The 19,570-nt window shown below is 43.2% G+C and carries 20 protein-coding genes; 11 read left to right on the plus strand and 9 right to left on the minus strand.

Going from position 1 to position 19,570, the window contains the following annotated elements; all coding sequences use genetic code 11:
* Positions 1-84: 84 nt before the first annotated feature.
* A complete protein-coding gene (locus IP485_RS10225; RefSeq protein WP_198327149.1) occupies positions 85-798 on the minus strand; it encodes an RluA family pseudouridine synthase in 714 nt (237 codons plus the stop codon).
* Between the two features lie 363 nt (positions 799-1,161).
* Here IP485_RS10225 and trxA point away from each other — a divergent pair, with 363 nt between their 5' ends.
* The 3 genes from trxA (at position 1,162) to IP485_RS10240 (ending at position 3,837) form a co-directional block, all read left to right on the plus strand.
* Entirely contained in the window at positions 1,162-1,488 is a 327-nt protein-coding gene (trxA, locus tag IP485_RS10230; RefSeq protein WP_198327150.1) for a thioredoxin, read from the plus strand.
* A 519-nt stretch (positions 1,489-2,007) separates the two neighbouring features.
* Positions 2,008-3,276 (plus strand): transcription termination factor Rho, encoded by a 1,269-nt coding sequence (gene rho, locus IP485_RS10235; protein WP_055125334.1) that lies wholly within the window; start codon positions 2,008-2,010, stop codon positions 3,274-3,276.
* A 321-nt stretch (positions 3,277-3,597) separates the two neighbouring features.
* Positions 3,598-3,837 carry a hypothetical protein gene (locus tag IP485_RS10240; RefSeq protein WP_194364979.1) on the plus strand — a complete coding sequence of 80 codons (240 nt, stop codon included), beginning with the start codon at positions 3,598-3,600 and terminating at the stop codon, positions 3,835-3,837.
* Positions 3,838-3,981: 144 nt separating this feature from the next.
* On the opposite strand, the gene IP485_RS10245 is transcribed toward IP485_RS10240, so the two are convergent.
* Entirely contained in the window at positions 3,982-4,872 is an 891-nt protein-coding gene (locus tag IP485_RS10245) for a neutral zinc metallopeptidase (protein ID WP_198327151.1), read from the minus strand.
* A 583-nt stretch (positions 4,873-5,455) separates the two neighbouring features.
* Between IP485_RS10245 and IP485_RS10250 the strand changes: the two genes are divergently transcribed.
* Positions 5,456-5,812 (plus strand): hypothetical protein, encoded by a 357-nt coding sequence (locus IP485_RS10250; protein WP_198327152.1) that lies wholly within the window; start codon positions 5,456-5,458, stop codon positions 5,810-5,812.
* Between the two features lie 229 nt (positions 5,813-6,041).
* On the opposite strand, the gene IP485_RS10255 is transcribed toward IP485_RS10250, so the two are convergent.
* The 5 genes from IP485_RS10255 to rpmI all read right to left on the minus strand — a co-directional run bounded on the left by IP485_RS10255 (position 6,042) and on the right by rpmI (position 11,214).
* On the minus strand, positions 6,042-6,341 hold the full coding sequence (locus tag IP485_RS10255; protein WP_194364982.1) for an integration host factor subunit alpha: 300 nt from the start codon (positions 6,339-6,341) through the stop codon (positions 6,042-6,044).
* 234 nt (positions 6,342-6,575) lie between these two features.
* Positions 6,576-8,981 carry a phenylalanine--tRNA ligase subunit beta gene (gene pheT / locus IP485_RS10260; protein ID WP_198327153.1) on the minus strand — a complete coding sequence of 802 codons (2,406 nt, stop codon included), beginning with the start codon at positions 8,979-8,981 and terminating at the stop codon, positions 6,576-6,578.
* Positions 8,982-9,168: 187 nt separating this feature from the next.
* Positions 9,169-10,224 (minus strand): phenylalanine--tRNA ligase subunit alpha, encoded by a 1,056-nt coding sequence (pheS, locus tag IP485_RS10265; RefSeq protein ID WP_198327154.1) that lies wholly within the window; start codon positions 10,222-10,224, stop codon positions 9,169-9,171.
* A 285-nt stretch (positions 10,225-10,509) separates the two neighbouring features.
* On the minus strand, positions 10,510-10,866 hold the full coding sequence (gene rplT / locus IP485_RS10270) for a 50S ribosomal protein L20 (RefSeq protein ID WP_011281252.1): 357 nt from the start codon (positions 10,864-10,866) through the stop codon (positions 10,510-10,512).
* A 150-nt stretch (positions 10,867-11,016) separates the two neighbouring features.
* On the minus strand, positions 11,017-11,214 hold the full coding sequence (rpmI, locus tag IP485_RS10275; RefSeq protein WP_010197866.1) for a 50S ribosomal protein L35: 198 nt from the start codon (positions 11,212-11,214) through the stop codon (positions 11,017-11,019).
* A gap of 495 nt (positions 11,215-11,709) precedes the next feature.
* On the opposite strand from rpmI, the gene IP485_RS10280 reads away from it, so the two are divergent.
* The 7 genes from IP485_RS10280 to IP485_RS10310 all read left to right on the plus strand — a co-directional run bounded on the left by IP485_RS10280 (position 11,710) and on the right by IP485_RS10310 (position 18,138).
* Positions 11,710-12,153: a thioesterase family protein gene (locus tag IP485_RS10280; RefSeq protein WP_194364985.1), complete on the plus strand. Its 444-nt coding sequence runs from the start codon at positions 11,710-11,712 to the stop codon at positions 12,151-12,153.
* A gap of 195 nt (positions 12,154-12,348) precedes the next feature.
* The gene (gene hisI / locus IP485_RS10285; protein ID WP_198327155.1) at positions 12,349-13,185 is read left to right on the plus strand and encodes a phosphoribosyl-AMP cyclohydrolase; all 837 of its coding nucleotides are present in this window, start codon (positions 12,349-12,351) and stop codon (positions 13,183-13,185) included.
* Between the two features lie 194 nt (positions 13,186-13,379).
* A complete protein-coding gene (tatA, locus tag IP485_RS10290) occupies positions 13,380-13,622 on the plus strand; it encodes a Sec-independent protein translocase subunit TatA (RefSeq protein ID WP_194364987.1) in 243 nt (80 codons plus the stop codon).
* 26 nt (positions 13,623-13,648) lie between these two features.
* Positions 13,649-14,356: a Sec-independent protein translocase protein TatB gene (tatB, locus tag IP485_RS10295; RefSeq protein ID WP_198327156.1), complete on the plus strand. Its 708-nt coding sequence runs from the start codon at positions 13,649-13,651 to the stop codon at positions 14,354-14,356.
* Positions 14,356-15,255, plus strand: coding sequence for a twin-arginine translocase subunit TatC (tatC, locus tag IP485_RS10300; protein WP_198327157.1), 900 nt, complete (start codon positions 14,356-14,358; stop codon positions 15,253-15,255). Before tatB ends, tatC begins: the two co-directional genes overlap by 1 nt.
* Before the next feature lie 268 nt (positions 15,256-15,523).
* Positions 15,524-17,023 (plus strand): UvrD-helicase domain-containing protein, encoded by a 1,500-nt coding sequence (locus IP485_RS10305; protein ID WP_198327158.1) that lies wholly within the window; start codon positions 15,524-15,526, stop codon positions 17,021-17,023.
* An 89-nt stretch (positions 17,024-17,112) separates the two neighbouring features.
* Entirely contained in the window at positions 17,113-18,138 is a 1,026-nt protein-coding gene (locus tag IP485_RS10310; RefSeq protein ID WP_198327159.1) for a tRNA dihydrouridine synthase, read from the plus strand.
* Between the two features lie 52 nt (positions 18,139-18,190).
* Here IP485_RS10310 and IP485_RS10315 read toward each other — a convergent pair whose 3' ends face one another.
* Together IP485_RS10315 and IP485_RS10320 are read right to left on the minus strand one after the other, a co-directional pair.
* Positions 18,191-18,616 carry an MAPEG family protein gene (locus IP485_RS10315; RefSeq protein ID WP_194364992.1) on the minus strand — a complete coding sequence of 142 codons (426 nt, stop codon included), beginning with the start codon at positions 18,614-18,616 and terminating at the stop codon, positions 18,191-18,193.
* 14 nt (positions 18,617-18,630) lie between these two features.
* Positions 18,631-19,044 (minus strand): OsmC family protein, encoded by a 414-nt coding sequence (locus tag IP485_RS10320; protein ID WP_194364993.1) that lies wholly within the window; start codon positions 19,042-19,044, stop codon positions 18,631-18,633.
* Positions 19,045-19,570: the final 526 nt, after the last annotated feature.

The following is a 19,570-nucleotide window of genomic DNA, read 5'->3' on the forward strand; positions in this document are numbered from 1 at the left end:
GGTCATAACTTTGCCACTACTATTTACAACCCTTGAGTCAACATTACATACATCAGCGAGCCACATTTTAAAACTGGCAAGGCATTAGAACGGACACGGGCTTTCCCAATCCATCCAAGCACCCAATACCGGATGCTTGAGACGCAATTGCTGTGCATGCAGGTTGAGCCTTTGTGCTATCTCTAATGCGGCACCTTCAGCATAGATCGGATCACCAATCATCACATGATCGACATGTACCATATGGACACGCAGCTGATGGCTACGGCCTGTGACGGGCTTTAGCATCACTCTTGTGACTGTATGACCATCACACGTTTCATGGGCCAATACTTCATACAGCGTCAGTGCATGCTTTGACCAATCGTGATCGACGATGTGACGCGGCTTGGTCGCAGGTTCGTAGCGTACTGGCACTGATATTTTGCCAGTTGCGCCAACCTGCTCCCACTGTCCAAAGACACGCGCTTGGTATTTTTTTTGCGGTAAACGCTCAATGAATTGCTTACTGATATGAGTCTGCGCGGCGGCGTTTTTTGCAAAAATTAGCAACCCTGAGGTATCCATATCTAGGCGATGAATCAATTTGACAGCTGGATTGGCGCGCTCAAGGCGCGAAAGCAAACTCACCTTTAACGTTTTTCCATCGACACTCAGCAGTCCTGCAGGCTTATCAACCACCCAAATATCGTCATCTTCGTAGACTGTAATCGCTTGGGCAAACTCCCTAAAAAATTCAATGGGGTAAGCATTTTCTTGGGTATTTAGAGCGTTGACTGCTTCATCAGTGAAAAACATAACATTAACTACTTATATAAATTGGGTATGATGTGAGGGTTTTGATCGCGATATTATAACTATTCCACTATAAAAGTATGACATCGTTAACCTCGCTTGAAGTATCACAGTGACATCTACACTCGGTTGCCTTGTACTACTTTTAAATTGAATCGACTATATAGTGCTTTGATTTATTGTACTCATGGCAATTGTTAAACAATTTAACCAGCCTGCATCTGTCAAGATTGAACAAACATGTTAATATAATGGCACATTTTCGCCACTTCCAAACAATTCTTTAATCACATATCAGCTTATTACTAGACCAATATTTAGGTTGCTATGCGGTAATAGAAATAATAAAACAAGAGAGATAATATTATGTCAGACCTTATTTTACATACCACCGATGCCGACTTTGACAAAGACGTACTAGAGTCAGATGTGCCCGTATTGGTAGATTTTTGGGCAGCATGGTGTGGCCCTTGTAAAGCCATTGCTCCTATTTTAGAAGATCTTGCCTCTGAGTACCAAGGCAAAGTTAAAATTGTCAAAGTTGATGTGGATAGCAACCCACAAGCGGCCAGCCGTTTTGGTATCCGTAATATCCCAACGCTATTTGTCTTTAAAGATGGCGAAAAAGTTGACTCAGTCATGGGTCTTCAGCCAAAATCTGAATTGGCTAAAGTATTGGACAAGCATGTATAAGTCTGCTTTTCGCGACAGACTATTTTGCGTGTAAAGTAGCACCCATCAAAAAGCCATTATCTGATGAAGATAGTGGCTTTTTTGCTTGTTTTTTGTGCAAAAAGCTTGATTCTATGACTTTTTTGGCAAAATTTATTGACAACGCTATTGTGAAGACCGTATAGTCTGCTGACAAGAGAAAACCAACTGTTTTTCTAAGTATCTTGTCGCTATTCTCCTCGTGTTTATCAACAAAAACACAACCGTCATTATAAACACCATTGCTGAACAAAATGACTGAACGCAATTACTGATATTGAGTTTTTGACGCAGACCCTTATGTAGCCTTTTTTTCTCTATTTCTTATGACATTGCCTCGCATGATGGCAACGCGTACATAAGCAAACGTGCAATACCAAAACTACATAAACTCCACTGCTGTCTACCTCATCTATCATTCTAATACCGTTATTTTAATCACTGTCCTGACTTGTGCTGCTAATGGCATCTATCATCTGATCAATTGCTAATGACCTATCTATGAATCTTACTGAATTAAAGAAAAAATCAATCGCTGAGCTATTGGCTATCGCCAAAGAAATGGGTCTTGATAATATGGCGCGTAGCCGTAAGCAAGACATCATCTTTGCTATTCTAAAAACCCATGCCCGTAACGGTGAAGCCATCTATGGTGACGGCGTCCTTGAGGTTCTACCGGATGGATTTGGCTTTTTGCGTTCATCAGAAGGCTCTTATTTGGCAGGCCCTGATGACATTTACGTCAGCCCTAGCCAAATTCGCCGCTTTAGCCTAAAGACAGGTGACAGTATCGCTGGTACGATTCGTCCGCCCAAAGATTCTGAGCGTTATTTTGCGCTATTAAAAGTCGGTGAGATTAACTTTGATACGCCAGATCGTTCACGTCATAAGCTTATCTTTGAGAACTTGACACCCCTATTCCCAACTGAGCATTTAAAACTCGAGCTGGGCAATGGCACCACCGAAGACTTGACTGGCCGTATCATCGACCTGATCGCTCCGATTGGTAAAGGTCAACGCTCTATCATCGTCGCACCGCCAAAAGCGGGTAAAACGATGCTGCTACAGACCATCGCACAGTCGATTACTCGTAACAACCCTGAGTGTTATCTCATTGTACTATTGATCGATGAGCGCCCAGAAGAAGTGACTGAGATGGTGCGTACCGTACGCGGTGAAGTGGTTGCCTCTACCTTTGATGAGCCGCCGCAGCGTCACGTGCAAGTGGCTGAGATGGTCATCGAAAAAGCCAAGCGCTTGGTTGAGCACAAGCAAGACGTGGTCATCTTACTTGACTCCATCACTCGTCTAGCACGTGCTTATAACACGGTCATACCCTCGTCAGGCAAAGTCTTAACAGGTGGCTTGGATGCCAATGCGCTTGAGCGTCCAAAACGCTTCTTCGGTGCCGCTCGTAACGTCGAAGAAGGTGGTAGCTTGACGATTATTGCCAGTGCGCTTATCGATACTGGTAGTAAAATGGACAGCGTTATCTTTGAAGAGTTCAAGGGAACGGGTAACCAAGAAATTACGCTTGAGCGCGATTTGGCTGAAAAACGCGTCTTCCCTGCAATTAACATCAAAAAATCTGGCACTCGCCGCGAAGAGCGTCTATTGGATGAAGATAAATTGCGCAAAGTTTGGATTCTACGCAAATTGCTACAACCGATGGATGGTGTACAAGCCACTGAATTCTTGTTGGATCGCTTAAAAGAAGCGAAAACCAATGACGAATTCTTTGAACAAATGAAGCGTAAATCACAAAACTAATTTTCGATTAGTTTGTCAGACGTATTTAGCTTTGATTCAATATAAAGACCACCAATAGGTGGTCTTTTTTATTTATAAGAGTGAAATATTCATTGTCTAATAATTAAGAAATTTATAATCCAATACAAGCCACAAGTACCACCGATGACACAGTGTGGCAACATCGCTTACATCTTGTTTGCAAAGATTAGCGTTTTTACTACGACCCTGTAGTCAGTAAACGATTATGATGATAGGTGGTAGGAATAAACTTGAAAATAATCTAGATGCCTTACTTTAAGGGTCTAATATTTTAAACTTGATGAATCTATAGGTAATCATATGAAATTTGCTAAAACAATCGCAATGACGGCAATCACTAGTTCTGCTCTTATCATGGGTGGCTGTGCAACTAATGGCTATAACAGTGGTTTGAGCAACACTGCTAAAGGTGCTGCTGTTGGCGCAGCTGCTGGTGCAGTTCTTAAAAGCAATGGCGATAGTAAAGATATCGCTCGTGGCGCACTTGGTGGTGCTGCTGTAGGTGGTGCTGGTGCTTATATTCTTGACCAAACTCGCTAATTGATCTTATCAAGGTTTACTCTTGCCTTGATAGAACCTTAGCCAATACAAAAAAGCCTGCAATCAATTGCAGGCTTTTTTGTGTTGGCTCGTCGGCTAAAGTAAATATTCTTATCATCAGTCAGTCAGTCAGTCACAATATACTTATAGCGCACCGCTAAAGGTATCACAAGACTGTACATTGCCACTTTCTAGACCACGCGTGAACCATTCAACACGCTGTTGGCTGGTACCATGGGTAAAGTTATCAGGTACGACTGCCCCGCCGCCTGCTTTTGCTAAGCGATCATCACCGATTTGACCCGCTGCATTGACAGCTTCATCAATATCACCTGCTTCCAAAAACTGTACACGTTCTTGATTGCGCTGTGCCCATACACCAGCAAAACAATCCGCCTGTAATTCTTGCAATACCGACAACTTATTGGCTTCTGAACGCGAGACTTGTCTACTGGCCTCACTAACCTGTTGAGAGATACCCAATAGCGTCTGTACATGGTGACCAACCTCATGCGCGATAACATAAGCTTGCGCAAAATCACCTGCTTTACCTTGGTTCTCTTGATCACCAGAGCCTTGCTGATCGCCTGAAATACCAAGTTTTTGACGCATTTCTACAAAAAAGGACGTATCTAGATAAACAGTCTGATCCCCTGGACAATAAAAAGGACCTGTGGCAGCACTCGCACTGCCACAAGCCGAGCTGACTTGTCCATTGAACAAAATCAATGACGGCTCTTGATAAGTGCTGCCTGCTTCATTAAATATTTGATGCCAGACCGCCTCCGTGTCAGCCAATACGACTTTTACGAACTGTGTGTCTCGATCGTTACTGGTCGCAGGTTCAGTAGATGTCCCACTATTACCGCCACCTGTAACCGCTTGTCCTGTCTGTAACGCCGTCATTGGGTTGACCCCAAATACCAACCATAAAATACCTGCGATGATAATACCGCCAATACCCCCACCCAATACTTTACCGCCGCCTTTACTCGAGCGGACGTTAGAGCTGCCCTGTCTGCCTTGCCATTTCATAACTGAATTCCTCAAACATACGATAGCCTGCTATTCGTATTGATCCTAATTAATTTTATGTGATATCCATATGGTGTCGAGCTTTTTTTGATTGAATGCTCTTTTTAATGTAACACGCTTCTTAATAAAGTATTTAATACAGCTTTTCGTTTTGATACATTGGTCTAATATCGAAAAAGCAAGCTGTTTTAGAATATTTAAAATAGCTCTTAATATTTTGACTCACTCACTTACCATTAATCGGACTATTTACCTCTGATTCTGCCTATAGGAGTATCACAAATAGCCAAATAACATGTCGTAAGGATACTTATATGATTGGTCTCATATATGCCGATGTCATTGATTATACGTCGATTAATTGCGTTTTTTGTATTAAAAATACTATCAAACAGACAAAGTAAAATATTATTTTCAATATTATTGTTACTTAATTGTACAGCCTATTTCTATTTACATAGAAAACCTATAGAATGCGTGGAAGCTGAGTAGCTGTGACTAATCCTAGTTGAATTTTGAGGAATCTCGAAGTTCAATTTGTCGTTGCTGCTACTGCTCATTTCATTTTTCCGGAGAAAACCTTATGAAACTTAAATTACTTGCTCTAGCTGGTATCATGACTGCAACTATGGGCCTAACTGCCTGTGACAGCAGCAAAGAAAACGCTGCTGAAGATTTATCTGACGCACAAGAAGAAGTGCAAGACGCATCTGCAGAGCTTGACGATGCTGCTGCTGAAGGCGAAATGACTGCTGACGCTGATGCTGCTGTTGCCGGCGCTGAAGCTGATATCGCTGATGCACAAGCTGCAACTGCTACTGACGAAATGGACGCTGAAGTTCCTGTAGACGGTACTACTACTAGCGTAGACGTAGCTAGCGAAACTGATACAGCTGCTGTTGAAGCATCTGACGAAGTTGTAGTTGAAGAAGCTAAGTAATTCTATTGTTTATACAATAGACCTACTATAGTAAAAAAGAGAGCTTATGCTCTCTTTTTTTATGCCTAAAATTTGTGTCATTTGAGATAATTGCTGAGATTGACTTTACGTTATCTTATGCAGACAGCCATAAGCTAGGAAATAGCGATATATAAACGTGTACTAGATATCTTATGAGTTGTATGTAAAAACCCATAAGACATCCATCTTATCAATATGCCAGCATCAATTAAGCCTCGAACAGACGCTCATCTACCTTTTGACGGAACTTCTGTCCCGTTTTAAAAGTCACTACTCTACGTGCAGATACTGCCACTGGTTCGCCCGTCTTTGGGTTACGGCCAGGACGGCTATTTTTGTCTTTAAGCTCAAAGTTGCCAAAGCCTGAAAGCTTGACCTCTTTGCCGTCAATCAAACTCTCTGACAATTCATCGAAAAAGTTCTCTACCAGACAGCGACCTTCTTGGCGCGTTAGGTTTAGGTGACTCATTAAATGCTCAATCATGTCAGATTTGGTTAAGGTGCTCACAGTACGACTCCTATGCTATGTCGTGATGGTCGAATATCATGGTTTAGCGGTATGAGGATTAAGACTGGCTATTATAAAGGTTTTTTGACTGTCTTTTAGCACAATCTATATGAAAATCCTTTATTAATAACCACTTAACATATTTCTATGAATAATAATTTTTACGAATAGTAATGCTCTGCAGTCCTCCAAACAAGAAAACTGCAGAGCATTGGGTATTACAGATACACAGTATTAGCTGTCGCGTAGCTGTGCTGAATGTTTATCTGTTAATGCTTGTACTACTTTATCCGTTGCAACCTTTACCGCATCATCAGACAGCGTTTGTGCTTTGTCTTGCCAAATAAGTGCAAATGCTAATGAACGCTGACCGGTAGGTACTTTGTCGCCTTGATAGACATCAAACAGCCATAAGTCAGTGAGCAACTGACCAGCGGCGACTCGTACCGTTGACTCTAATGTTTGAGCACTGATATCACTGTCTACCAAGATAGCAATATCACGGCGTACTTGTGGGAACTTACTTAGCGTAGTGATGGTGTGCTGCTCACGGGTAATATCCAATAATGGTGCAAGTGATAGCTGCGCTACCCATGTCGTTGGCAAATCTAATTGTTTTGCCGTCTTTGGATGCAACTGACCGAGCCAACCCACATACACCTCATCAATGTATAATTTGGCGCTTTGTCCCGGATGCAAAAAGCTCAATGCACTACGCTCGTAGCGAATACGGGTGCTATCGATCTGTGCTGGTAACAGCTGCTCGATGTCGTGTTTTAGATCATAAAAATCTAAAGCACGATTTTGATAAGCTTGCTCATCCCATACATCACCAACAGCAACCAAAGCAATGCTCGGGGTCTGTACTAATTCGCTGATACTCTGACCGACGAAGCTCAGACCTGTCTCAAAGAAACGCACACGTGGTTGTTGACGATTCAGATTGTATTGTACACAAGGTAATAAGCTCGATAACAAAGTGCGGCGCATCACTGCCAAATCGCTAGAGATTGGATTGGCCAGTGCCAAGACTTCACCCAGTGCTTCATCATCGAGTAAGGCTTCTAGTTTGGCATCACTAAAGCTAAAGCTGATCGCTTCCATATAACCAGTATCGACCAATGCTAGCTTCATCTCATGAGTCAAATCTGCGGTATCATCATAATCCATGCTAACTTGCAGATGTGGCAGGACGCTTGGAATATTGTCATAGCCATAGATGCGAGCAATCTCTTCGATGAGATCCTCGCGGATACTCATATCGAAGCGATAAGACGGCGGCTTGCAAACAAGTTCGGTGGCTTGCTGCTCTACGTCAAAACCCAATTGGGTTAAGATACGCACCATCTCTGTTGGGTCAATATCGATCCCAATAACATCGCGTACTTTCGCGATTGGCAAAGTAATTGGCGCACGTGCTGGTAAATGCTCAGCACTCTCAGCTTTCACGATAGGACCCGCTTGACCACCAGTGACGCTAATAATCAAATCACAAGCACGTGCCAATGCGATTTCTGGTAACTCAAAATCTACCCCACGCTCAAAACGTTGCGATGCATCAGTATGTAAACCAAAGCGGCGTGCACGAGCGGCGATAGCAAGTTGACCAAAGAAAGCACTTTCTACAACAATATTGGTCGTACTATCAGTCACACTACTACGCTGACCGCCCATGATACCAGCCAGTGCCAGTGCGCCTTTATCATCAGCAATCACAAGCTCATCACCCGTTAGAGTAATGGTTTGCTCATTGAGCAAAGTAATGGTCTCAGCAGGCTGTGCCAGACGAACAACGATATCACCAACGATAGTATCTGCATCAAAAGCATGTAGCGGCTGACCCAGCTCCATCAATACATAGTTAGTCACATCAACCAAGAAGTTGTGTGAACGTAGTCCTGATTGAACGAGGGCATCTTGCATCCACTTTGGTGCCTCAATACTACGATCAATATTGCTAATCGATTGTAATAAGTAGCGTGGACAGGCTTCGACGGCACTTACCGTGACGGCTGGCGTTGCGCCGTTAGCGTTGACTGCTACATTGTCAGGAATACTTGGCATTTGCATAGATAAATCATTAATGACAGATATCTCACGCGCGATGCCACGAACACTAAAGCAATCACCACGGTTTGGTGTGATCGAAATATCTAATATCTGATTGTCCAAGCCTAAGTATTCACGGATATCTTTACCAACTGGTGCATCTGCTGGCAATTCAAGCAAGCCATCGATATCGTCAACTAAGTCAATCTCAGAAGCACCGCACAGCATACCGTTAGAGGCCACGCCACGTAGGTTACCGTTTTTAATTTTAAAACCTTTTTTATCATCGCTTGGCAGCACTGCCCCAACGGTGGCAACAGGTACTCTCATACCAACGGTGACATTAGGTGCGCCGCATACGATTTGTAGCAGCTCAGCTTCACCGATATTTACCTGCGTGACTCGCAGTTTGTCCGCGTCTGGATGTTGCTCAACGCTGACAACTTCACCGATGACCACACCACTAAAGGCACGAGCAACTGCATAGCGATCATCAATCTCTAGTCCTGCCATGGTTAACTGTTCGGCCAACTGTTCGCTGGTATTCGTGGGGTTCACCCATTGACGTAGCCACTGTTCGCTAATTTTCATAAATATCTCGGATCAGAATTTTATAATAAAGTGTTGGAGTAACGCTTGGCGAATTCACTTGCTATAATAAATCCTATATAAACTAGATGCAGCGTCAAGCTCGCTCAGTCTACAATTTGTAGCACTTTCACTCGCCTTCCTTGTATCTAAATTATCTTGAACTGACTATATAAGCATAAGGAAAACTCTAGCCAAATTGCTTTAAGAAGCGTACGTCATTTTGGAAAAACAGACGTAAATCGTCAATACCATAATAAAGCATCGCAAAGCGCTCAATACCCATGCCAAATGCAAAGCCAGTGTATTTTTCAGCATCAATGCCGCAATTGGTCAGTACTTGTGGATGTACCATACCGCAGCCCATGACCTCAAGCCACTTGCCATTATCATCTAAGATATCTACTTCTGCAGAAGGCTCAGTAAACGGAAAAAATGATGGGCGGAAACGAACAGTCAGTTCTTTGGCAAAAAATGCTTCTAAAAACTCACTAATCAGGCCTTTTAGCTCAGCGAAGGTGCTCGACTCAGTAACCATAAGCCCCTCTAACTGATGAAACATCGGCGAATGGGTTTGATCTGAGTCATTGCGATAGACGCGACCTGGGCAAATAATGCGAATAGGCGGCTCATTCTTTTCCATCGTGCGAATCTGCACAGGACTGGTATGCGTACGCAGTAGGTAATGCGCATCAAAATAGAATGTATCATGCATCGCACGTGCTGGATGATGCGACGGAATATTGAGTGCTTCAAAATTATAGTAATCGCTCTCGACTTCAGGGCCGGTTGCGACATTGAAGCCTGCTTGAATAAAATACTGCTGCATGCGCTGAGTAATCATCGTGACTGGATGCAAATGACCTTTTTGACCACCACGAGCAGGCAGCGTAATATCAATGCTTTCAGCTTCTAACTTAGCGTTCAGCTCAGCAACTTCTAGCTGCTGCTGCTGATCAGTCAATGCCTGCTGAATACGGCTACGTACTTGATGCAACCAGCCACCGTAAGTTTTTTTGTCATCAGCACTGAGCTTACCCATCTGCTTTGACCAGCCAGTTAACGGGCTCTTTTTACCCGTCAATTGCACACGCAAATCTTGTAACTCACGCGCATCATTAATCTGTGAAATTAATGCTTCAGCAGCACTAGCAAACTCAATGAGCTGATTTTCGTTAAGCTCGTTGAGCTCTGAGGATAAGGTCGGTAGCGCCGACAAGTCGTTGATAGCAGCAGGGGTAGTCATAAGACGCATTATTCCTGATTTAAACAGACCATTAATTTTAGGGACTTGACCAAATATTGCAAACCATTTATTCAGTTATGTTCATATAAAAATTCATACAAAGACTGCTTATAAGAATGGCTTGAATATTTAGACGATGATAAGCATGCTTTGATGTTAATAAAACCTCAACGTCGAATATGCATAAAATAATTTAATATAAAAAAAGCCACCGACCAGCGGTAGCTTTTATTAATATCGTACTATTAATCAATATTAGTGCTATTCATTTAGATAGGCTAATATTTATGCTAGTTCCGCTTTTGCTTTTTCAACCAATGCTGTGAAAGTCGCTGCATCATGCATAGCGATGTCAGCTAGAACGCGACGATCGATTGCGATGTTAGCTTTTTTCATGCCATTGATAAAGCGGCTATAGCTTAAACCGTTTAAGCGTGCACCAGCATTAATACGTGCAATCCAAAGACGACGGAAGGTACGTTTTTTGTTGCGACGGTCACGATAAGCATATTGACCAGCTTTGGTCACTGCTTGTACCGCTACGCGGTAAACACGTGAACGGGCACCGTAGTAGCCTTTTGCGCGTTTTAGGATTTTTTTGTGACGACGATTCGCCTGTACACCACGTTTTACACGGGCCATAAATTACTCCAAGATATTTTTAATCATTATTAAACGAATTACGATGTCATCGAATAGTAGACATCGTTATCAGATTGCAAGGTCAAATATTTTTAATTAAGTGGCTATTAATTAAATAGCGCTTAATTAAATGCATATGACGACAGGCTATTAGATGTATGGGCACATACGACGAACTGCTGCTTCGTCAGACTTGTCCACCATCTTAAGACCGCGCAACTGGCGAATACGCTTAGCTGATTTCTTGGTCAAGATATGGCTTTTGTTTGCTTGCTTACGCTTGAAGCCGTTTGCTGTTTTTTTGAAGCGTTTAGCTGCACCGCTTCTGGTTTTCATCTTAACTTTCATGATGATTTGCCTCTTTGTCTTTGATAGAACCTGGTCGTCAAATAGTACATAACGAATAGTGGCTTTAAAAACAAGCACTAAACCTCTATTTGCCTCGAGGTGGGAGGCCGTATTTTAGCAGATAGTACGCTGTTTTGCCAAGGAAAGTTTCGGTGCAACGCCATTAGGTAACAAAGGCAAATAAGCACGCGCAATACCGCCCTATCCTATCTGATCAGATTTTGCATAAATGAAGATATTTTTGCCAAAAATCCACCAAATAGATTGAATGTATGCTTAAGCTGTGATTAAGTAGATACTAAGCGATAAGACGGTTTGGGTGCCGATAAAACCAAGCGCTTAGTTACCGTGATTGGGCTTAGCTTTTATTAAGTTTGATAGCTATTGCGATTGATGGCTATTAAGTTTGGCAACAACCTCGTAATCAGTTTAATACGACCAGCACACATTATGTGAAGCAGAGTATGTCTGCCGACCATTAACCTAGGAGGCAATGTGTCAAAACAGGCGCTGGTGTTTAATGATGATCTATTTGTTTTCGAAGCAGTAATGCGTGTGCGTCATACCGAAACGGACATGAATCAATATGTCACTATCGAATCACTCACAGCGTTGCTGTCTGAGGCGCGGCTGCGATTCTTATATGCCAAAGGTATTAAAGAAGTCAATGCAGATCACCAAGGCCTGATCGTTGATACATTGCAGTTGGAGATTACTGCCCGTATACGGGTGCGTGAAGCGCTTTTGTTTGAGGTCGGCGTTGAGCCGTTGTATGATAATGGCGGCAATATAGTGATGAAAGTCACTCGCATGCACACGGGCGAGACTGTCGCAAAAGCCAAACAACACTTCGTCAACTATGATTTTCATCTCAACAAAGTGACTATCATTGATAATGCGACCAAAGAAGCACTGTATCCGCATTTATTTAGGATTTAAAATACTTGCTAATATCTGATATGTTTGAAGGTTTGCTCTACTAATCATTCAGCTCTAGTAGCACTATGGCCTTTATCATTGCCTTATCAAGGCAACCGTCTCGCTCACACCCTATATTTATCAAAATCATATATCTATTTACTTCACCACTCATTACCCTTTTCTACTTCCTACTTATAAGATGACTGATACATTATGACTTTACCTGCTTGGCTGACTGCCGTAAATTTCAACACTGATGGTTTGATTCCTGCAATTGCACAAGATTACCAATCAGGTCGCATTTTGATGATGGCGTGGATGAATGTAGAAGCGCTAGCGCTCACTGCACAAACCCAAACCGCGGTTTATTTTTCGCGCTCGCGTGCCAAACTATGGCATAAAGGCGAATCATCAGGTCATACGCAGACGGTACATGATATTCGCTTAGACTGTGATGCCGATGTGATCGTACTGAGTGTGACCCAAGCAGGTGGCATTGCCTGCCATACTGGCCGTGAATCTTGTTTTTATCAGAGTTTGGATCTGTCTGGCGCGACACCTGAGTGGCACACAGTCGATAAGGTACTAAAAGACCCTGCTGATATTTATGACACCCCCAAACCTGCCAGCACCCAGTCTAATACCGAACATACTGCGATGAACTCTGGTGATGATGACCGTCAAGCACACGCGCATAAAGGTTCTGTGCTTCAGCAACTCGATAGCGTACTAGCAGAACGAAAACATGCTGATGCTGACAGCTCTTATGTGGCAAGCCTATATGCGAAGGGCTTGAATAAAATACTCGAGAAAGTGGGTGAAGAGAGTACAGAGAGCATCATCGCTGCCAAAGATTTGGCAAATTGTGATGAAGCGCAAAACAAAGCGCATTATGACGCCGCCCGTCATGAGCTGATCTATGAAGTGGCCGATGTCTGGTTCCATACCTTGGTTGGGTTGGCATGGTTTGATATCGAATCAGATGCTGTCCTAAATGAGTTAGGAAGACGGTTTGGGTTATCAGGCATCGATGAAAAAGCGTCCAGATAGCATTTGAGAGATAAAATAACTGCCTATCGTATTTGATGGCTGTTGGTTTCACCAATTTGTAATAAGTGCAGGTTATAATATAGCTCTGATTTATCTCGCATTATATGCTGATGCTGTTTGTTTCATTCATAATCCTTATATGGAACAAACTCCACTCGTATAAAGACTGAAAACCAAGTCACAAGGATACCGTTATGGGTAGTTTTTCTATTACACATTGGCTGATACTATTGGTCGTTGTGGTTGTCGTATTTGGCACCTCAAAACTGAGAAATGCTGGCAAAGATTTGGGCGGCGCTGTCAAAGGCTTTAAAGAAGCGGTCAAAGACGAAAATACTGAGCATGCCAAAAAACAGGTGGTTCTCGACCATGATGGCACGGCACATACCGAAGAGCGCCCAGCAACCACTAAGGTTGATGATAAGCACAATGTATAGCATCTAGACAGTGATACCGGAACATTATGTTTGATATTGGGTTTTCTGAACTACTCCTTTTTGGGGTGATTGCCTTGATTGTCTTGGGCCCCGAAAAGCTACCGCAAGCCGCGCGTACTGCTGGGCAGTGGTATGCCAAAATTCGACGTACGGTGTCTACTTTGCAGTCTGAGATAGAGGCGGAGCTGGACTTGGCAGAGACGCGCCAACAGATGCAAAAAGAGCTGGCCAAAATTCGCCAAACTGAGGCCGACATGAAGCGTGAGATGGCTGAAATGCGTGGCAATATGAAAGCCTTTGAAAACTCACAAAGCCATTCTCTAAAAACATCAAATGACTCGCAGTCTCATGACAGTGATGGTACGCGGCAATCACATCAAGCAGCCAAACCAAAAGCATTTGACTATGCCTACGCGACTGATGAGCAAAATACTCCGATGTCAGACAGTCATCAAACCCTAGAGGCTGATACGGTAGCATCCGATATCAACGATGATGCAAACATGAGCGATGAGCATAGTAAAGTATCGGCCGCTCCAGCCGCTGCCACTCCAAAGACTGACACTCCAACGATTGTCACACGTCCTTGGGAAAATATGTGGTTTAGACTTGGTACTTATGACAAAGCACGCAGGCTACCTATGCCACCTTATCTGCCGAATTATAAAGCCGATACTTTATTAAACAGCCCAGTAAGCATGCCGTCTTCTGTCAAGAATCAGGAGGCTAACTGATGGGATTATTTAAACGCAAAAAAAGCCGCCAAGAAAAACTGACTAGTACAGATACGGTCGGGAATGGGCAAGCTTTAGGAAACAGCGAGCCTATCAGCAACACTGAGTCTACTGAAAAAACAGCCTCTACTGATGTCTTAAGCTCACTGGGTGACATGCCTATTACTGAGCACTTGATTGAGTTACGTCGGCATTTGATCAAAATATGCGTGGCGATATTGGTGATATTTTTAGCTTTAGTCGGTTATTCGCGCGAGCTTTACAACCTACTATCAGACCCTTTGGTCGCACAACTACCTGCTAATTCGACGATGATTGCGACAGACATTACCTCTAACTTTATGGCACCGATACGTCTGACGGTCTTTGTCGCTGCATTCTTTGCTATGCCTTATATTTTGTATCAAATCTGGTCGTTTGTAGCACCTGGTCTATATAAAAAAGAAAAGAAAATCGCGATTCCAGTATTACTATCCTCTATCTTTCTGTTTTATGCAGGGGTAGCCTTTTCATATTTTGTTGTGCTCAAAGGCGTCCTGAAATTCTTTATTATGTTTGCCCCGCAAAACGTCCTACCGATGACAGATATTGACAGTTATCTAAGCTTTGCGCTAAAACTGTTTATGGTATTTGGCTTAACCTTTGAGATTCCGGTCGTCACTTTGCTATTGATATTGACTGGCATTGTCTCCATTCAGAGTCTAGAAGACAAACGCCGCTATATTATTGTGGGCTGCTTTGCCGTGGCAGCAGTCGTTACACCTCCCGATGGCGTATCGATGCTGATGCTGGCTATTCCGATGTGGTTGTTGTTTGAGCTTGGTTTGTTTTTATCGAAAATTCTGATCAAAGAAGAGCGTAGCCCTGCTCTAGCATCAGTATTGATCGATAAAAAATAAAGCCCTTAACACGATGATTTGTATTAAAATAGCACCACTGACTGGCGCGTATCTTACTAAGATTAGGCCTGCATAAGTCCATGGTTTAATCTAGTTCTTATATTGTTTGACTCTTATCCCACGAATAAGCCTTATGCTTATTATCATATTTTAGTTAGTACGTTTTAGTACTATCCTTTATAAGCTATTATTTAAAAGCCATTGTTTATCCAGTGGCTTTTTTTGCCCCCTTTGTTTTTAATCATTTTTTGTATTAGGTAGTTTTATTATGTCCGCATCGATGCCAGCTTATATGAGCGATCCCACTGATGAGCAATTGAATGCGCTCAATATGGCGATGGATCACAAGTCATTCAAAGTGGTGGCTTATGCGGGTGCTGGTAAAACCACGACATTAAAGCTAATCGGTGAGCGCCTGCGTGGACGTGGCTTATATTTAGCCTTTAACAAAACGATTGCTAATGATGCTCGCTCAAAGTTTCCACCACATGTGGAATGTCGTACTTTTCACTCACTTGCGTATCGTCATGTGGCTCGTGACATCACCGCAAAACTCTCATTGCCGCGCTTTTCACCCAAGCGTCTGGGTGATGATTTAGGCTTGCAACCTGTACAAGTCCGTCGGCAAATGGATGGGGTTAATAAATACATCACACTCACGCCAGCCCGATTGTCGCGGTTTGTCAGTGATGCAGTGAGTCACTTTTGTAGTACGCATGCCAGCTACCCTGCCCCCAGACACATAATTTTCCCAAGTTGGCTCGATGATTCTGATGCAGAGCAATTACGTGAGATGCTCTACCCTGCCGTCGAGCAGCGCTGGCTACAGTCGATAGATGCGCGTCATCCTGCTGGCATTGGGCATGATATTTACCTGAAGCTATGGGCATTGTCTAAGCCAAGTATTCCAGCAGATTTTATTTTGTTCGATGAAGCCCAAGATGCCGACCCATTGATGATGGGGATTTTGACCCAGCAGCCGAGACAGGTCATCTATGTGGGTGATGCGCATCAGCAGATTTACGAGTGGCGCGGTGCGGTCAATGCCATGAAAAAACTGCCGCTGCCGCAAACCTTGTTAACGCAGTCATTTCGTTTTGGCGAGCCAATTGCAGAAGTGGCCAATACCTTATTAAAAGCCTTACAAGAAGATGTACCGCTCAAAGGCAACCCGAATAAGCAGTCCTCTACTGACAAAGGCATGGTGCACAGTAAAAAAGACGCCATTCTCTGTCGCACTAATGCTGCTGCAATGTCGCAGCTATTAACTGGCCTTAAGCTCGGTCATAGAGTGGCGCTGCAAGCGGACACTGACCGTATGCTGAAATTCTGTCAGGCCGCCGAAAATTTAAAAAATGGCAAGTCGGCTTATGGTGTGCCTGAACTGGCCTACTTCTATAACTGGGGTGACGTGCAAGAGTATGCCGAAACCAACGAAGGCAGCGACCTCAAAACACTTGTAAAGTTGGTCGATGACCATGGTACCAATGTATTAAGCCAAGCAGTGAACAGCTTAACCAGTATCGAAAATGCGGACTATGTCATCTCTACCGCTCACAAAGCCAAAGGGCTCGAATGGGGAAAGGTGCAGTTGGACGATGATTTTTATTATGATGTCACCACCAATGCAGTCAAGATAAGTCCAGAAGAGTTGCGTTTGCTCTACGTGGCTTGCACGCGTGCTCAGAGCAATTTGGACATACATCATATTAAAGACTTGATATCAGGATTGCAGACAGGCAAAAAAGTGATTTTTGGTAATACTTAATTTTCCTAACTTAGGCACTTTTCGTATTTGCCATTCTAAATTCCTAGTCTATCTTTTTTATAACGACCCTCTAGCAGTGAACCACAAGCATGAATAATAGTCAGCAACGTCAAGCACGTCAAAATACCATCCGTCAGTTATTTGCCAATCCCGTCCGCTTACTTGCGCCAATGGAAGGCTTAACGGATCCTTTAATGCGGCAAATCTTAACGCAGATTGCGGCAGATTTAGGCCGTCCCTATGATTGGTCAGTTAGTGAGTTTATTCGCATCACTCAACACGTCTTGCCAGCGCATGTGTTTTATAAATACGTGCCAGAACTGCGCCATGATGCCAAAACTGCCTGTGGCACACCGATTCATTTGCAACTTTTAGGAAGCGAAGCGCAACTGATGGCAGACAACGCCGCTTATGCTGCCGAGCTGGGTGCACCTGCTATTGATATCAATTTTGGTTGCCCTGCTAAGACGGTAAACAGCCATCGTGGTGGTTCAGTATTGTTGGATGAACCCGAAACCATGTATCAGATTATCAGCGCGGTGCGTCAAGCAGTGCCTGCTCATATACCTGTATCTGCCAAGATTCGTTTGGGTTACACCGATACCAGCCGCATGGATGATATTCGTGAGGCAATTGCCTCTAGTGGCGCTGATTGGCTCACTATTCATGCACGAACCAAAACTCAAGGCTATAAGCCACCTGCCTACTGGGACAAAATCCAGAGCTTTAACGCGCTTGATATTCCAGTGATTGCCAATGGTGAAATATGGAATGCGGAACATGCAAATAATTGCATGGCGCAGGCAGAAACAACCCATCTAATGTTAGGTCGCGGCGCGGTTACCCGTCCAGATTTGGTTGCTCGTGTGGATTGCGGTTCAGATGATGCCATGCTGAATGCGGCAACGTTATCGTGGGAAGCAATGGTCAGCCATCAGATAAAATTTTTGGAAGGTCGGGCTAAAACTGAGGTGATATTGGTGGGTCGTTACAAGCAATGGCTCGCGATGCTCATCAAAGGCTATAGCGAAGCAAAAGTTTTATGGGACAGTATCAAACGAGAAAAAAATAAAGCGGTGATTATCAGTGCGCTACAATCTAGCATACAACAATAATCACCTGCTGATATTTGGTTGATCTAGGGCGTATAAAGTTAACGCTCTAGTGTTATACACTCACTCGAATCGCTAAATAGAACAGCATCAAACAGCAAGCCATCGATAACGCCCAAAGGATAGAACGAAACATCGATAAGTTGGTGATATAAGCCACGCAAAAACCAATCCGAATCAGCACATATAACCATGCCAATATATTGATGATTGACTGCGGTACGAAGAACAGCATCGCCGTTAATACGGCGGCCAAAAATATTGGTAAGGTTTCATAGCTGTTTTGCTGTGCGGCATTAGCACGTGCCGCCACGCCTGTCGCATTTTGAAAAAAATCGCGAGGATGTGCATTATTTCTGACTTTAAAACCGCCAGATGCTTTTGCCACGATGGATACTAGCCATGGCAGTAAACTTGCTGCCACCATTGCCCATATGGCGGACGCTGACGTATTAGATACCAACTCAAAAAATGCATTCATTATTATATGAGCCCTTAGCCTGCTATGATTTCAAAATCATGAGTAATGTTAACGCCACCTGCTACTAACATACGACTGGCTGAGCAGTATTTTTCTGCTGATAAATGGATGGCTTTTTCAACCTGCTTATCTTTGATATCCTGACCTGTCACGACAAAATGCATATGAATATCGGTATAGACCGCTGGGATCGTCTCAGCACGCTGAGCCGTCAATTCACAACGCACATCGGTCACTTCTTGACGAGATTTCTCTAAAATCGATATCACATCATAGCTGGCACAGCCGCCAAGCCCTAATAAAATCAGCTCCATTGGACTGGCGCCTTTTTCTTTGTCTGCATCGATCTGTACATTATGTCCTGATGGTGACACGCCCATAAAGGCTTTGTTTTCTTGCCATACGACACTTGCTTTTGATTCTGACATGGTTGTTTGTCCTTATTCTGATAGGTATATTATTTGTTTGTTGTATCGTTGATTCAATGTGTGAGAGATACACTCAAGCCTATAAAATGACATTTTAAGCGAGATTACACTACTGTTATTTTTAGAGTAATCATCGTTTAAATCCATATAGATGGGCTAGTGTAGCACAGGCCAAAGCAAGATTTTATGGCGCTACTGTGTTGCAGTCGACCCACTTTGGAATCAACTACCGTGCGATGGCTATCATTTATACTGTCTTTATCATTTATGAGTAGTATATAAGCCGTATTCATAGCGGCATACAGATATGTGGGGGTCGATTTTAAATAGAATCTGTTATAGAGCATTTCTCTACTATTTAGTCTACGGCTGTACCTTATCCATATAACCCGCTTAAAACCTACAAAAGTCTATTTATAAACTATTGATTTTAAAAGGTAAAACTTACGAAACATTTTATAGCAAAATACTGTTACACATTTTGCTTGTTTCTTGGTTTAATGACGGTAATGAGTCTCGTTTTGAG

This window comes from Psychrobacter sp. NG27, from assembly GCF_016106655.1.
Taxonomy (GTDB): Bacteria; Pseudomonadota; Gammaproteobacteria; order Pseudomonadales; family Moraxellaceae; genus Psychrobacter.

Bases quoted from the DNA above. Each gene is read 5' to 3' on its own strand.
- pheT (WP_198327153.1), bottom strand. From the start codon at position 8,981: ATGAAAATTAGCGAACAGTGGCTACGTCAATGGGTGAACCCCACGAAT.
- IP485_RS10320 (WP_194364993.1), bottom strand. From the start codon at position 19,044: ATGTCAGAATCAAAAGCAAGTGTCGTATGGCAAGAAAACAAAGCCTTT.
- trxA (WP_198327150.1), top strand. From the start codon at position 1,162: ATGTCAGACCTTATTTTACATACCACCGATGCCGACTTTGACAAAGAC.
- IP485_RS10225 (WP_198327149.1), bottom strand. From the start codon at position 798: ATGTTTTTCACTGATGAAGCAGTCAACGCTCTAAATACCCAAGAAAAT.
- IP485_RS10315 (WP_194364992.1), bottom strand. From the start codon at position 18,616: ATGAATGCATTTTTTGAGTTGGTATCTAATACGTCAGCGTCCGCCATA.
- IP485_RS10305 (WP_198327158.1), top strand. From the start codon at position 15,524: ATGTCCGCATCGATGCCAGCTTATATGAGCGATCCCACTGATGAGCAA.
- IP485_RS10240 (WP_194364979.1), top strand. From the start codon at position 3,598: ATGAAATTTGCTAAAACAATCGCAATGACGGCAATCACTAGTTCTGCT.
- rpmI (WP_010197866.1), bottom strand. From the start codon at position 11,214: ATGAAAGTTAAGATGAAAACCAGAAGCGGTGCAGCTAAACGCTTCAAA.
- hisI (WP_198327155.1), top strand. From the start codon at position 12,349: ATGACTTTACCTGCTTGGCTGACTGCCGTAAATTTCAACACTGATGGT.
- IP485_RS10250 (WP_198327152.1), top strand. From the start codon at position 5,456: ATGAAACTTAAATTACTTGCTCTAGCTGGTATCATGACTGCAACTATG.
- tatA (WP_194364987.1), top strand. From the start codon at position 13,380: ATGGGTAGTTTTTCTATTACACATTGGCTGATACTATTGGTCGTTGTG.
- pheS (WP_198327154.1), bottom strand. From the start codon at position 10,224: ATGACTACCCCTGCTGCTATCAACGACTTGTCGGCGCTACCGACCTTA.
- tatC (WP_198327157.1), top strand. From the start codon at position 14,356: ATGGGATTATTTAAACGCAAAAAAAGCCGCCAAGAAAAACTGACTAGT.
- IP485_RS10310 (WP_198327159.1), top strand. From the start codon at position 17,113: ATGAATAATAGTCAGCAACGTCAAGCACGTCAAAATACCATCCGTCAG.
- rho (WP_055125334.1), top strand. From the start codon at position 2,008: ATGAATCTTACTGAATTAAAGAAAAAATCAATCGCTGAGCTATTGGCT.
- tatB (WP_198327156.1), top strand. From the start codon at position 13,649: ATGTTTGATATTGGGTTTTCTGAACTACTCCTTTTTGGGGTGATTGCC.
- IP485_RS10245 (WP_198327151.1), bottom strand. From the start codon at position 4,872: ATGAAATGGCAAGGCAGACAGGGCAGCTCTAACGTCCGCTCGAGTAAA.
- rplT (WP_011281252.1), bottom strand. From the start codon at position 10,866: ATGGCCCGTGTAAAACGTGGTGTACAGGCGAATCGTCGTCACAAAAAA.